Source organism: Actinotalea subterranea, assembly GCF_008364845.1.
GTDB classification, from domain to species: domain Bacteria; phylum Actinomycetota; class Actinomycetes; order Actinomycetales; family Cellulomonadaceae; genus Actinotalea; species Actinotalea subterranea.
On sequence record NZ_VTTP01000014.1, the window covers coordinates 71328 to 85649 of the forward strand.

General features: G+C 72.6%; 11 protein-coding genes. 5 read left to right on the plus strand and 6 right to left on the minus strand.

Annotated features, from left to right (window positions below; genetic code table 11):
• Positions 1–331 precede the first annotated feature (331 nt).
• The 5 genes from FZ988_RS17475 to FZ988_RS17495 all read left to right on the plus strand — a co-directional run bounded on the left by FZ988_RS17475 (position 332) and on the right by FZ988_RS17495 (position 6107).
• A complete protein-coding gene (locus tag FZ988_RS17475) occupies positions 332–1636 on the plus strand; it encodes an ABC transporter substrate-binding protein (protein WP_149205311.1) in 1305 nt (434 codons plus the stop codon).
• 73 nt (positions 1637–1709) lie between these two features.
• Positions 1710–2717 carry a carbohydrate ABC transporter permease gene (locus FZ988_RS17480; RefSeq protein WP_149205312.1) on the plus strand — a complete coding sequence of 336 codons (1008 nt, stop codon included), beginning with the start codon at positions 1710–1712 and terminating at the stop codon, positions 2715–2717.
• Positions 2714–3637: a carbohydrate ABC transporter permease gene (locus tag FZ988_RS17485; RefSeq protein ID WP_149205313.1), complete on the plus strand. Its 924-nt coding sequence runs from the start codon at positions 2714–2716 to the stop codon at positions 3635–3637. Before FZ988_RS17480 ends, FZ988_RS17485 begins: the two co-directional genes overlap by 4 nt.
• The gene (locus FZ988_RS17490; RefSeq protein ID WP_149205314.1) at positions 3634–5076 is read left to right on the plus strand and encodes a GH1 family beta-glucosidase; all 1443 of its coding nucleotides are present in this window, start codon (positions 3634–3636) and stop codon (positions 5074–5076) included. The genes FZ988_RS17485 and FZ988_RS17490 overlap by 4 nt, the downstream gene beginning before the upstream one ends.
• On the plus strand, positions 5073–6107 hold the full coding sequence (locus FZ988_RS17495; RefSeq protein ID WP_149205315.1) for a LacI family DNA-binding transcriptional regulator: 1035 nt from the start codon (positions 5073–5075) through the stop codon (positions 6105–6107). Before FZ988_RS17490 ends, FZ988_RS17495 begins: the two co-directional genes overlap by 4 nt.
• A gap of 148 nt (positions 6108–6255) precedes the next feature.
• Here FZ988_RS17495 and FZ988_RS17500 read toward each other — a convergent pair whose 3' ends face one another.
• The 6 genes from FZ988_RS17500 to FZ988_RS17525 all read right to left on the minus strand — a co-directional run bounded on the left by FZ988_RS17500 (position 6256) and on the right by FZ988_RS17525 (position 14206).
• The gene (locus FZ988_RS17500; protein WP_149205316.1) at positions 6256–7005 is read right to left on the minus strand and encodes a VIT1/CCC1 transporter family protein; all 750 of its coding nucleotides are present in this window, start codon (positions 7003–7005) and stop codon (positions 6256–6258) included.
• A gap of 142 nt (positions 7006–7147) precedes the next feature.
• Positions 7148–8932 carry an NAD(P)-binding protein gene (locus FZ988_RS17505; protein ID WP_149205317.1) on the minus strand — a complete coding sequence of 595 codons (1785 nt, stop codon included), beginning with the start codon at positions 8930–8932 and terminating at the stop codon, positions 7148–7150.
• Entirely contained in the window at positions 8932–10023 is a 1092-nt protein-coding gene (locus FZ988_RS17510) for a thiamine pyrophosphate-dependent enzyme (RefSeq protein ID WP_223145182.1), read from the minus strand. The genes FZ988_RS17505 and FZ988_RS17510 overlap by 1 nt, the downstream gene beginning before the upstream one ends.
• Complete coding sequence (locus FZ988_RS17515; RefSeq protein WP_149205318.1) at positions 10023–11201, minus strand: transketolase C-terminal domain-containing protein; 1179 nt, start codon at positions 11199–11201, stop codon at positions 10023–10025. The genes FZ988_RS17510 and FZ988_RS17515 overlap by 1 nt, the downstream gene beginning before the upstream one ends.
• Positions 11185–11811 (minus strand): 2-oxoacid:acceptor oxidoreductase family protein, encoded by a 627-nt coding sequence (locus tag FZ988_RS17520; protein WP_149205319.1) that lies wholly within the window; start codon positions 11809–11811, stop codon positions 11185–11187. Before FZ988_RS17520 ends, FZ988_RS17515 begins: the two co-directional genes overlap by 17 nt.
• 97 nt (positions 11812–11908) lie before the next feature.
• On the minus strand, positions 11909–14206 hold the full coding sequence (locus tag FZ988_RS17525; protein ID WP_149205320.1) for a putative bifunctional diguanylate cyclase/phosphodiesterase: 2298 nt from the start codon (positions 14204–14206) through the stop codon (positions 11909–11911).
• Positions 14207–14322 lie beyond the last annotated feature (116 nt).

Genomic DNA, 14322 nt, shown 5'->3' on the forward strand with positions numbered 1-14322 from the left:
GGCCTACCCGTCGCGAGCACCGTCGTGAGCCGCCGCGAGAGCGCTCCCACTCCTGGGACCTGGGGCCCACGGAGGCAGTCGGACGAGGTGCCTCGACCACCCGTACGGGTGGACGCGGGGTCACGTTTCGGTCACGAGGTTTGACACGCGAGCACCCCGGGCGCGACGGTGAGACCACCGCGATGAGACCGGTCCCACCATCTGGGGCACGCCTCGGCCGCCGCAAGGTGAGACCGGTCCCATCACGAAGCCACGACCGCCCCCGGGACATCCGGGTCGCGGTCTCGATCGGGGCGGCAGTGCAGCCGCCCGAGACGACGAAGGAGTCACAGTGCGCACGACCAGGAAGCGGGCGCTCGCGCTCACCGCCGGCATCGCCGGCATCGCACTCGTCGCCACCGGCTGCAGCAGCGGCTCGGATGACGAGGGCGGCGACGACGCCGGCAGCGGCGACAGCGACGAGAAGATCACCCTCACGATCTCGACGTTCAACGAGTGGGGCTACGAGCCCCTGCTCGAGCAGTACATGGACGAGAACCCGAGCATCACGATCGAGCACAACAAGTTCGGTACCTCGAACGAGGCGCGCGACCAGTTCAACACCTCGCTCGCCGCAGGCTCCGGCCTCGCCGACGTCGTGGGCATCGAGATCGACTGGATGACCGAGGTCATGCAGTACTCCGACCAGTTCACGGACCTGGCCTCCGACTCCGTCGAGGGTCGTTGGCAGGACTGGAAGGTCGGCCAGGCCACCACGCCCGACGGCAAGCTCGTCGGCTACGGCACGGACATCGGCCCGGAGGGCATCGCCTACCGCTCCGACCTGTTCGCCGCCGCGGGCCTCCCGACGGACCGCGCCGAGGTCGCCGAGCTCTTCGGTGGCGAGGACGCCACGTGGGACGACTTCTTCGCCGTCGGCGAGCAGTTCGCCGCCGCGTCCGAGGTCCCGTTCTACGACTCGGGTGCCGCCGTCTACCAGGGCATGGTCAACCAGCTCGAGGCCGCGTACGAGACGCCTGGCACCGACGAGGTCATCGCCACGGAGAACGCGGACGTCAAGGACATCTACGACACGATCATGGCGCACACCGAGCTCTCCGCTGGTCTCCAGCAGTGGGGCGAGGACTGGAACAACAGCTTCCAGACCGACGGCTTCGCCGTGATGCTCGCACCGTCCTGGATGCTCGGTGTCATCGAGGGCCAGGCCGAGGGCGTCGAGGGCTGGGACATCGCTGACGTCTTCCCCGGCGGCGGCGGCAACTGGGGCGGCTCGTTCCTGACCGTCCCGGCGCAGTCGAAGTACCCGGAGGAGGCCAAGGCTCTCGCCGACTGGCTGACCGCTCCCGAGCAGCAGCTCGTCGCCTTCCAGACGAGCGGCAACTTCCCGAGCCAGGTCGAGGCCCAGGAGTCCGAGGAGATCAAGGCGATCACCAACGAGTTCTTCAACGACGCCCCCATCGGCGAGATCTTCGCCACCCGCGCCGCAGCGGTCACGGTCGCCCCGTACAAGGGTGCGAACTACTTCCCGATCAACGACGCGATGGCCCAGGCCATCAACCGCGTCGAGGTCGACGGCACGGACGACGCGACGTCGTCCTGGGACAAGTGGGTCGCTGAGGTCGAGGCCATCGGCTGACCTCCGCTGCCGGGCCGTCGGCACCTGCCGGCGGCCCGGCACCCCGTCCACGTCGCAACCCCGAAGGACCGTCATGGCCACCCAGACCGCGCCGACCCGTGCCCGCCCCGCCAGCGACCCGTCCCGCAGCCCGCGCCGCGTCGGGTTCAGCCAGCGGCTGGGCAAGTGGGACGTCAAGCTCTCGCCCTACCTGTACATCTCCCCCTTCTTCATCATCTTCGCCATCACGGGCCTCTTCCCGCTGATCTACACCGGCTGGGTGTCCCTGCACGACTGGGACCTGCTCGGCGGCCAGGGTGACTTCGTCGGCTTCGAGAACTTCACGCAGGTGCTCGGCCAGGCGTACTTCTGGAAGGCCCTGCGCAACACGATCTCGATCTTCCTGTGGTCGTCGGTGCCGCAGGTCATCGCCGCGATCGTCATCGCCGCGATGCTGGACGCGAACCTGCGCGCCAAGACGTTCTGGCGCATGGGCGTCCTGCTCCCCTACGTGGTCGCCCCGGTGGCCGTGGCGCTCGTCTTCTCGAAGATGTTCGCCGACGACTCGGGCCTCATCAACACCGTCCTGGAGAACATCGGCCTCAGCCCCGTCGGCTGGCACTCCGAGGCGATGCCCGCGCACGTCGCGATCGCCACGATGGTCAACTTCCGCTGGACCGGCTACAACACCCTCATCTTCCTCGCGGCGATGCAGGCCATCCCGCGCGACCTCTACGAGGCGGCCGTGATCGACGGCGCGTCGAGGTGGCGCCAGTTCATCTCGATCACGATCCCGATGCTGCGGCCCACGATCATCTTCGTGGTGCTCACGTCGACCATCGGTGGCCTGCAGATCTACGACGAGCCGCGCATGTACGACCAGATGGGCCAGGGTGGCAACGACCGCCAGTGGCTCACGGTGACGCTCTACCTGTACGAGCTCGGCTGGCGCAACACCAACCTCGGTCGCGCCGCCGCCGTCGCCTGGCTGCTCTTCATGATCATCGTCGTGTTCGCCGTCGCGAACTACCTGATCACCCGACGCATCGCCTCCGACTCCGCGCCCAAGCAGCGCCGTGTCGCCGGAAGGAACCCACGATGAGCACGACGCCGTCCATCCCCGTCATCGCGCAGACGGCCGGCCGCGGGGCCGCCCGCTCGGCCGCCCGGCGGCGCCACCAGGCGTCCGGCGCCGGCTCGGACCGCAAGCCCGGCCGCCTCACGTACGTCCTCATGTCGGTCGTGCTCCTGGCGTCCGCGTACCCGCTGTACTTCGCGCTCCAGCTCGCGTCCTCGACGTCGGCCGACATCGCGCAGAACCCGATCCCCCCGCTGCTGCCGGGCTCGCACCTGTTCGAGAACATCGGCCGCGTGCTGGCCGCGGACATCGACCTGTGGCAGGCGATGTTCAACTCGCTGCTCGTCTCGGGTGCGACGGCCCTGTCGGTCGTGATGTTCGCGACCCTCGCGGGCTACTCGTTCGCGAAGCTCCGCTTCCGCGGTCGCGGCCCGCTCCTCGTGTTCGTCATCGGGACCATGGCCGTGCCGACCCAGCTCGGCGTCGTGCCGCTGTTCATCGTCATGCGCGAGCTCAACCTCGTCGGGAGCCTGTGGGCCGTCATCCTGCCCGGCATGGTCACGGCGTTCGGCGTCTTCTGGATGACGCAGTACCTCGAGGGCGCGCTGCCCTACGAGCTCATCGAGGCCGCGCGCGTCGACGGGGCGTCGATGATCCGGACGTTCTGGCACGTCGCGCTCCCCGCGGCACGGCCCGCAGCAGCGATGCTCGGCCTGTTCACCTTCATCGCGTCGTGGACCAACTTCTTCTGGCCCTCGATCGTGCTCGGCACGACCAACCCGACCCTGCCCGTCGCGCTCCAGCTGCTGCAGGCCGGCTTCTTCAAGGACATGGCCCTGATCATGGCCGGCGTCATCGTCTCGGTGATCCCGCTCATCGCCCTGTTCGCGGTCGCCGGTCGCCACCTGGTCGCGGGCATCATGCAGGGTGCGGTGAAGGGATGAGCGCGCCCCATACGCTCACCTTCCCCGAGGGCTTCGTCTTCGGAGCCGCCACCGCCGCCTTCCAGATCGAGGGTGCGGCCCACGAGGACGGCCGCACGGACTCGATCTGGGACACGTTCTGCCGGGTGCCTGGCGCCGTCGTCGGCGGTGACCACGGCGACGTCGCGTGCGACCACTACCACCGGTGGCCCCAGGACGTGCAACTCATGTCCGACCTGGGCCTGGGCGCCTACCGGTTCTCGGTCGCCTGGCCGCGCATCGTGCCCGGGCCCGGCGTCGTCAACCGCGCGGGCCTGGACTTCTACTCGAGCCTCGTCGACGGCCTCCTCGCCCGCGGCATCACGCCGTGGCTGACCCTCTACCACTGGGACCTCCCCCAGTGGGTCGAGGACCGGGGCGGCTGGGCCGAGCGGGACGTGGTCGGGTACTTCACCGACTACTCGCTCGCCGTCCACGACGCGCTCAAGGACCGGGTGCGTCACTGGACGACGCTCAACGAGCCGTGGTGCGCGGCGTTCCTCGGCTATGCCGGAGGCCAGCACGCGCCGGGACGTCAGGACCCGCAGGCGGGTGTCTCCGCCGCGCACCACCTCCTGCTCGGGCACGGGCAGGTCACGCGCGCGCTGCGCTCGGCCGACCCGACCGCCACGCTCGGGATCACCCTGAACATGAGCGTCTCCGACCCGGCGGACCCCGCCGACGAGGCGGACGTCGCCGCGGCCGAGCGGGCCGACACCCTGCTCAACCGTCTGTTCGCGGAGCCCGTGCTGCTCGGGTCCTACCCCGCGGAGGCCGTCGAGGCCTTCGCCGCCGTCGGCACGGCGCTGCCCGTGCACGACGGGGACCTCGAGATCATCTCCGCACCCGTCGACTTCCTCGGCGTGAACTACTACCACGGCAGCGCGATGTCGGCGCACGCACCCGCGCCCGAGGTGGCGCTGCCCGACGGCGCCGAGGTCACCCGCCCCACGTCGAGCCCCAACGTCGGGCTCGGCGAGGTCTACCAGGTGTCCCGTGGCCTGCCGCGGACCGCGATGGACTGGGAGGTCCAGCCGGACGGCCTGCGTCGCCTGCTCGAGCAGCTGCACACCGACTACACCGGGCCGGCAGGCGTCGCCCTGTACGTCACGGAGAACGGTGCGGCGTACGACGACGAGGTGGGGCCCGACGGCGAGGTCACCGACCTCGAGCGCACGCGCTACGTCGAGGACCACCTGCGTGCCGTCCACGCGGCGATCGAAGCCGGGGCCGACGTCCGCGGCTACTTCGCGTGGTCGCTGCTCGACAACTTCGAGTGGGCCTACGGGTACGCCAAGCGGTTCGGCATCGTGCACGTCGACTTCACCACGCTCGAGCGCACGCCGAAGCTGAGCGCGCTGACGTACGGCCGCGCAGCACGCACGGGCGGGGTGCCGGCGACCGGTAGCGTTCCCGCGTGACCACGACCCGCGCCTCCGTGCCCAGGCGTCGGGAGGCACCCACGATCCGCCAGGTGGCGGCCGTCGCGGGTGTCTCCCGGGCCACGGCCTCGCGGGTCATCAACGGCGGCCACCTCGTGAGCGCGCAGGCGCGCGAGGCGGTCGAGGCGGCGATCGCCGAGCTGGGGTTCACGCCCAACCCTGTCGCCCGCAGCCTCGCGACACGTCGCACGGGCTCGGTCGCGCTCGTCGTGCCGGAGCCCAACTCCCGGCTGCTGACCGACCCGTTCTTCGGCGGCATCATCAACGGGCTCTCGCTCGCGCTCGAGGAGTCGGACCTGCAGATGGTCCTGCTCATCGCCCGGCCGGGCCCGAGCGTCGCACGGGCCGCGCGCTACCTCACGACGGGGCACGTCGACGGCGCCGTCGTCGCCTCGCACCACCGCGACGACGAGCTCAACCACATCCTGGTCGACTCCGGCCTCCCGTGCGTCTTCATCGGCCGGCCGCTCGACGTCGAGACCGAGCACTACGTCGACATGGACAACACGCTCGGTGCGCGCATGGCCACCGAGCACCTCCTCGCGCGCGGGTGCCGCCGCGTCGCGACGATCGCCGGTCCGCCGGACATGACGGCCGGCGTCGACCGGCTCGTCGGCTGGCGTGAGGCGCTCCTCGCCGCCGGGCGCCCCGCGGACCTCGTCGAGTACGGCGACTTCACGACGCGCGGTGGCGCGGTCGCGACCGCGAACCTGCTCGACGCGCACCCCGACATCGACGCCCTGTTCGTGGCGAGCGACCTCATGGCCTACGGGGCCCTCACGGAGCTCGCCTCGCGCGGCCTGTCGGTCCCCGACGACGTCGCGGTCTTCGGGTTCGACGACCTCGGCGTGGCCGAGACCACCGACCCTCCCCTGACGTCCGTGGCCCAACCGGTCAGCGAGATGGCCGAGCAGGCGGGCCGCATGATCCAGGAGCTCCTCGCCGGGCACGAGCCGACCGTCGAGCCGGTCCTGTTCCAGGCGCGCCTCGCGCTGCGCGAGTCGGCCTGACCCTCCCCCGGCCCTGGGCTCAGACGCGGCTCGTCAAGGGGCCGGGGCGGCCCTCACCGGTGCTGGTGCCGTTCCCGGTGCGTCAGGTCCCGGGTGCGCCAGGTCCCGGGTGCGTCAGGTCCCGGGTGCGTCACGGCTTCCCTGAGGATCAGACGACGGTGGCGCCCAGGAGCGCGCCGATCCCGAACGTGATCCCCATCGCGAGCGCGCCACCGATGATGAGCCGGACGACGGCGCGCAGGCGGTGGGCCCTGCCGAAGCGGGCGCTGATGCCGCCCGTCGCCGCGAGCGCGACGACGACGGCGGCGAACGTGACGGGGATGCGGACCGCGGGCGGCGCGAGCACGACCGCGAGCAGCGGGAGCAGCGCCCCGACGGTGAAGGCGACCGCGGACGCGATGGCGGCGTGCCACGGGTTGGTCCGCTCGTCCGGGTTGAGCCCGAGCTCCGCCGTGACGTGCGCCGCGACCGCGTCGTGCTCCGTGAGCTCGACGGCGACCCGCTGGGCGGTCGCGCGGGACAGGCCCATGCGACGGTAGATGTCCGCGAGCTCCACGAGCTCGCCCTCGGGGTCCTCCTCGAGCTCGCGGCGCTCCTGCGCGATGAGCGCGCGCTCGGTGTCACGCTGGCTGCTCACCGAGACGTACTCGCCCAGCGCCATCGACACGGCGCCGGCGACGACGCTCGCGACGCCGGCCACGAGGATGGCCGTCGCGTGGGGCGTGGCGGCCGCGACGCCGACCACCACACCGGCCGTCGAGATGATGCCGTCGTTGGCACCGAGCACGCCGGCACGCAGCCAGTTGAGCCGGGCCTGAAGGCCGTTGGCGTGCGGCTCGTCGGGGGTGAGCTGGGGCTCCAGGGCGGGCCCCACCTCGTCGTGGTCGGTGGTCACCATGCTTCGACGGTAGGCACATGAACGAGGCTCCGCCAGCAAGGTGAGGCTGGCCGTAGGAGCCCTCGGAGGGGGCCTCGGGCCCGGTCAGGGCCCGCCGCGGACCGCCGCGAGCACGACCCGATCAGGAGCAGGCGTGGGCGGATCAGGGCACCTCCGGGACCATGAGGATCGACCCGCTGGGGCACTCCTGGACGCACAGGCCGCAGCCCTTGCAGTAGTCGTAGTCGAACCGGAACCGCGCGCCGGGTCCGAGCTTGGTGACCGCGTTGTCCGGGCACACGCCGTAGCAGTTGTCGCACTCGAAGCAGCTCCCGCAGGACATGCACCGTCGCGCCTCGTACTGCGCCGTCGTGACGTCGAGGCCCTGGACCACCTCCTCGAAGCCCGAGGTCCTGCGGGCGTGCTCCAGCCGCGGGCGCACGGCGTGCGGGGCGTCGGCGAAGTACCAGGGGTTGAGCTGGTCGAACGTCGCGACGGGCGGGTTGCCCGCGGCGTCGGCGCCGGGGACCTGCGCACCCGTGAGGGGGTGCGCACCGAGCTGGCCCGGCTCCGCTCCCTCGTCGCCCCCGGACCCGACACCGTCGTCCGGCGCCGCGCCCACGTCGGACGCCGTGCCCACGTCGGCCGCCGTGTCCGCGTCCGGCGCCACTCCGGGTCGCACGTCCGCCCGCCCGAGCCACGCGTGGATCGCGCGTGCGGCACGTGTGCCGTGCCCGATCCCCACGGTCACGGTCCGCTCGGCGGGGACCACGTCGCCGCCCGCGAAGAGGCCGGGCCGCCCGGTCATCAGGTCGTCGTCGACCTCGATGACACCGTCGACGACACTCACGCCGGGGACGCCCTCGACGAGCGACAGGTCGGTCTCCTGGCCGAGGGCCAGGACCAGCGAGTCGGCCTCGAGCTCCTCGAGCTCGCCCGTCGGCTGCGGGAAGCCCGTCTCGTCGAGCACCATGCGCTCGATGAGCACGCGTCCGGCCGAGGCGTGCCTGATCGTCGACAGCCAGGTCACGCGGACACCCTCTTCGATGGCCTCGGCGACCTCGGAGTCGTGCGCGGGCATGCGGTCGCGCGTGCGCCGGTAGACGATCACGGAGTCCGTCGCGCCGAGCCGCTTGGCGGTCCGCGCCGCGTCGACCGCCGTGTTGCCGCCGCCGTAGACGACGACGCGGCGGCCCAGGTGCGGCGCCTCGCCCTCGGCGACGTCGTGCAGCATCGTGACCGCGTCGAGCACGCGCGCCGCCTCGCCGGCCGGCACGTACGCGCGCTTGCCGAGCTGCGCGCCCACGGCGAGGAGCGCGGCGTCGAACCCCTCACGCTCCGCGTCGAGCACGTCGCCGACGCGGGCGCCCAGCTCGAGGTGCACCCCGGTGGCCACGAGCCGGTCGATCTCGGCGTCGAGGACCGTGCGCGGCAGCCGGTAGGCGGGGATGCCGTAGCGCATCATGCCGCCGGGGGCCGTCTGGGCGTCACGCACCGTCACGTCGTGGCCGAGCCGGCGCAGGTGGTAGGCGGCGGACAGGCCTGTGGGCCCGGCCCCGACGACGAGGACACGCCGCCCGCTGGTCACCTCGGGCACGGGGAGCGCCCACCCCCGCTCGATCGCGAGGTCGCCGAGGAACCGCTCGACGGCGTTGATCCCGACGGCCTCGTCGAGGAAGCCACGGTTGCAGGCCGTCTGGCACGGGTGGTAGCAGACGCGGCCCATGACGGCCGGGAACGGGTTCGCCTCGACGAGCCGGCGCCAGGCCTGCTCGTAGGCGCCCTCCTCGGCGGCGTACAGCCACCGCTGCGGGTTCTCCCCTGCCGGGCAGGCGTGCGCGCACGGCGGCTCGAGCTCGACGTAGACGGGTCGTTCGACGCGCCACGCCCCGGTGTGGTTGGCGAGGCTCGAGCCGACGTCGAGCGTGATCGCGAACGGCTTGTCCATCACACCTCCCGCACGCGGGCGCCGGGCGCGGCGCCCTCCTCGATGAGCGCCCCGGCACGCCCGACGGGCCCGACCTCGAGGGCCGCGACCGGGCCGGCCAGCCCGTAGCGCTCGATGTTGCGGTCCGCGATGGCCTGCAGGCGCGCGATCACGTCGTCGCGCCGCTCGGGCCGGAACAGGTGCGCGTAGCGCCCCTGCAGACGCAGGTACTCCTCGACGGGCACGCGGTGGCGGATGTGGCGCACCGCGGTGACGACGCCGTGCTCGGCCTCGAAGACGGGGAAGAAGCCGCTCTCGGTCGCGAGCCGCGCGACCTTGACGGTGTCCGACGACGCCGTCCCCCACCCGAGCGGGCAGGGCACCAGGACGTGCAGGTAGCGGGAGCCCCGCAGGCTCATGGCGTGCGTGACCTTGGCCTCGAGGTCGCGCAGGTCCGCGACCGTCGCCGTCGCGACGTACGGCACGTCATGGGCCATCGCGATGCGCGGGACGTCCTTGCCCTGGCCGAACACGTTCCCCGGCTCCGCGCCGACGGCCTGGGTCGTCATGGTCCGCGCGGCCGGCGGCGTGGCACCGGAGCGCTGGATGCCGGTGTTCATGTACCCGCCGTTGTCGTAGCAGACGTAGAGCACGTCGTCGTTGCGCTCGAACATGCCGGAGAGCGCACCGAAGCCGATGTCGACGGTCCCGCCGTCGCCGCCCTGCGCGACGACCGTCACGTCGTCCCGCCCGAGCGCGCGCAGCCCGGCCGCGACACCCGTCGCGACCGCCGGCGCGTTGCCGAACAGCGAGTGCAGCCACGCGACGCGCCACGACGTCTCGGGGTAGGGCGTCGAGAACACCTCGAGGCAACCGGTCGCGTTGACCGTGACCATGCGCCCCTGCGAGGCGCGCATGGCGGCGTCGAGCACGTAGCGCGCGCCGAGCGCCTCGCCGCAGCCCTGGCACGCACGGTGGCCGGACGTGAGCGCGTTCGCACGCTCCTGGCCCGACTGGACGGACCGCAGCGCCGGGTCGACGAGGCGGTTGCCGACCGCGAAGCTGCCCACCTGGTAGAACTTCACGGGCATGCCCAGGCTCGTGGTGGCCATCAGATCCTCCCGAGCTCCCGGTCGACGACGGCGTGGTCCAGGTCGAGGAACGTCAGCTCCGGCAGCCGTCCGGCCACCGCGTCGCCGATCATCGCGCCGAGCGACGCCGTGGTGATCGGCCGCCCGCCGAGCCCCGCCACGACCGTGACCTGCTCGACCCCGGTGCCGACGAGGGCCGTCCGGACGTCCGCGGCGACGATGCCGCCGACGCCGACCGCGAGCGCCCGCTCGAGGACGACGACGCGGTGCGCGCCAGCGAGGGCGGTGCGGACGGCGTCGTACGGGAAGGGCCGGAACGAGGTCAGGCCGACGGCGCCGACCGCGACGCCCTGGGACCTCTGCGCGTCGACGACGTCCTGGAGCGTGCCGAGCACGGACCCGAGAGCCACGACCACGAGGTCCGCGCCCTCGGTCCGGTAGGGGTGCAGGAGGCCGCCCGACGTGCGACCGAAGTGCTGCGCGAACTCGTTCGCGACGCGCGGGATCACCGTGAGGGCGTCGAGCTGGCGGCGGTGGGCGAGGTAGCGGACCTCCGTGAACGCCTCGGGTCCGACCATCGCGCCGATCGACACGGGGGCGTCCGGGTCGAGCACCTGCCGCGGGACGAACGGCGGCAGGAACGCGTCGACCGAGCCGACGTCCGGCACGTCGACCGCCTCGGTCGCGTGGGTCAGGACGAACCCGTCCATGCAGACCATGACGGGCACGGAGAGCTCCTCGGCGATGCGGAACGCCTGCACGTGCAGGTCGGCCGCCTCCTGGTTGTCCGCCGCGTAGAGCTGGAGCCAGCCCGAGTCGCGCTGCGACATCGTGTCGCCGTGGTCGTTCCAGATGTTGATCGGCGCGCCGATCGCACGGTTCGCGACGGTCATCACGATCGGCAGACCCATGCCCGACACGTTGTACAGGGCCTCGACCATGAACAGCAGGCCCTGGCTCGCCGTCGCGGTGTACGAGCGCGCGCCGACGGCGCACGAGCCGATCACCCCGGACATCGCCGCGAACTCGGACTCGACGTTCACGTACTCGCAGCCAGGCAGCTCGCCGGCCTTCACCATCCGGCTGATCTCCTCCACGATGTGCGTCTGGGGCGAGATCGGGTAGGCGCAGACCACCTGCGGCCGGCACGCCGCGACCGCTCGGGCGACGGCCTTCGAGCCCTCAACCTGCTGCAGCATGCTGGGCCTCCTCGTGAGCGGCGGGCCCCGCCGTGCGCGAGGCCCCGCCCGGGTGCGCGTCGGCGACGAGCGTGTACGCGGCGCGTGCGGCGGCGGCGTTCCCCTGCCCGACCCGGCCACCGAAGCGCTCGTCGATCGCCGCGCACACCGACTCGAGCGAGATGAGCCCCGTGAGGGCGGCGAACGCGCCGAGCAGGGGGACGTTCGGCACGGCCCGCCCGACGTGCTCGAGCGCGAGCTCGGTGGCGGGCACGCACACGAGGTGCCCCGCCGGGAGGGCGGCCTGCGCGCCGGCGAGCCCGAGCGCCGCGGGCGCGCGCGAGGTGTTGAGCAGCAGGTACCCCCGCGGCACGAGCCCCGTGAGCACGGGGAGCCTGAGCAGGGTGACGTCCTGGACGATGAGCGCGTCGGGCGCGACGACGGGCTCCCGGACCCGGATCGGGACGTCCGCGATGCGGCAGAACGAGACGACCGGTGCGCCGGTCCGCTCCGACCCGAAGCTCGGGAACGCCTGCGCGTGCCGACCCTCGCGGAACGCCGCGACGGACAGCAGCTCGGCGGCGGTGACCACGCCTTGGCCACCTCGCCCGTGGATGCGTACCTGGAACACGGCAACCACCTCGCCCTCACCCCCCGGCCTACTCCTGGTGAGGCAGGTTGCGCTGCGGACCTTCGACCCAGAGGTCGACTCCGGGCGACCGGCAGCGTCAGGCGGTGCGCTGGGACGAGAGCCCGACCGCCACGACCTCGGGGATCCGCTCCTCGAGCGCGGTCACGATCCCCGGGATCCGCTCGGGCGACGCCGGACGGGCCAGGCCGAAGCCCTGGGCGGCGAAGCAGCGCATGTCCCGCAGCGCGACGAGCGTCTCGTCGTCCTCGACGCCCTCGGCCACGACGCTGAGGCCCAGGTGCCGGGCGAGCTCGATCGTCGAACGGACGATCGCCGCGCTCGCCTTGTCCGTCAGCACGTCGGTCACGAAGGAGCGGTCGATCTTGAGCCGGCGCAGCGGCAGCCGCTGCAGGTACGCGAGGGAGGAGTGACCCGTCCCGTAGTCGTCGAGCGACAGGAGCACGCCCAGGTCCGCGAGCGCACCCAGGACCTCGACCGACCGGTGCGGGTCGAGCATCGCCATCGTCTCGGTGACCTCGAGCTCGAGGCACCGCGCCGGGATGTGATGGCGGGTCAGCGCGCCCTCCACGTCATTCACGAACGCGGGGTCGAGCAGGTTGCGCACCGACAGGTTCACGGAGACGTTGAGCTCGCAGCCCTCGGCCCGCCACGCCGCCGCCTGGGCGAGCGCACGGTCGAGCACGTAGCGGGTGAGGCCGCCGATCAGGCCGGTCCGCTCGGCCGCCGGGACGAACGCGCCCGGCCCGAGCAGGCCGTGCTGCGGGTGCTGCCAGCGCACGAGCGCCTCGACGCCGAGCACCCGGCCCGACGCGATCTCGACCTGCGGCTGGTAGTGGACGATCACGTCGCCGTCGGCCATGGCCTGGACCAGCTCGCCCATGAGCTGCGGCGTGAGCGCCTCGTTCATCTCCATCTGCTCGGCGTACCGCGCGACGTGCTCCTGGGCCTGCCGGGCCGCGGACAGGGCGACGTCGGCGCGCGCGAGCAGGGCGGTCGCCGTCTGCGCGTCCGTCGGCGCGATCGCGATGCCGACGCTGATGTCGACCGAGACGGACATCTCCGGAAGCGCGAACGGTGTCGCGAACGCGCGGTGCAGGTCGGCGGCACGCGTGGCGGCCCGGTCGCCCGAGAGCACCCCGGGCAGCAGCACGCCGAACGACACACCGCCCATCCGGGCGACGACGCCGTCGTCGGCCACGGACTCCCGCAGGCGCTCGCCGATCGCGCGGAGCAGCTCGTCACCGGTGCCGAGACCGAGGGTGTCGTTGACCTCGCCCAGCCGCTCGACCGCGATCAGCAGGATCGCCGCGCCCGGCCGGTCGGCGTCGCGCTGCCCCGGTGGGGTCGTCAGCAGGTCGTCGATGCGTTCGCTGAAGCGGCGCGCGTTCTCGAGCCCGGTGATGAAGTCGGTGTCCGCGAGGCGTGCGAGCCGCGCTGCCTGCTCACGCATGTACCTGACCATCCCGAGCATCCGTACGAGGACCAGCCCGATCAGCAGCACGGCCGTGACCGCCACCGGGGCGATGTGCGGCGGCTGGCCGAGGGCGAGCTCGACGAGCAGGACGCCGGGCAGCACGAGCGCGCTCAGCGCGAGGAACGCGACCCGGCGCGTGGTCAGCGCCGTCGCCCGGACGCCAGGGACCTCCGTGGTCCGGTGCATCGACGGGTGCAGCGCGCACGCACCCCACAGCAGGTAGCCGACCAGCCACCCGACGTCGAGCCACGCCTCCCGCGCCCCGATCGCCGGCACGTACCCGGCCGCCTGGAACAGCACGTCCGCGACCAGCACGGCCCCGATGCCCAGGCCCAGGAGCCGCACCGACGTCGCTCGGACGACGGGCAGGGCGCCGAGGTGCAGCAGCTGCGCGACGAGCAGCACGTCGCCGATCGGGTACGCGACGCCCACGACCCTCTCGAGGAGCGTCCCTGCGGGGTCCGTCCACGTGGGCTCGATGAACCACACCCACAGCACGACGGTCGCCGCGGTCGCGGTGATGAGCGCGTCGATCACCGCGCTGACGTCACCGCGCCGCGAGGCACCGCGCGTGAACTGGTACATCGCGCCGGCGAGCAACGGGTAGGCGAGCAGGTAGAACACGTCGGCGGCGGACGGGAACGGCTCCGTCGCGGCGATGTCCGCGTAGTACGACCAGGCCGTGTCGCCGACGGCCCAGCACAAGGACCCGGCCGCCAGGAGCATCCAGGGCAGGCGTCGCCGGGGCCGGTGGACGCGCACGCCCACGAGGATCGCCAGCGGCGCGGCGTAGGCGATCGCGAGGTACAGCACGTCCCTGCCGGCGCCGACAGGCAGCACGAGCTCCACGGCGACGGCACCCAGGCCGGCCGCGAGGAACCAGCGCCACGCCGTCGTCACGCCGTCCACCCTTCGTCGATCACAGGCACGCCCCCAGACGCTCGATCATCCTCCGTGGCGCACGCATCGGCCCCCGCAGGTCTGATCGACAGGTCCGCCGCGGTCTTGAGGCCGCT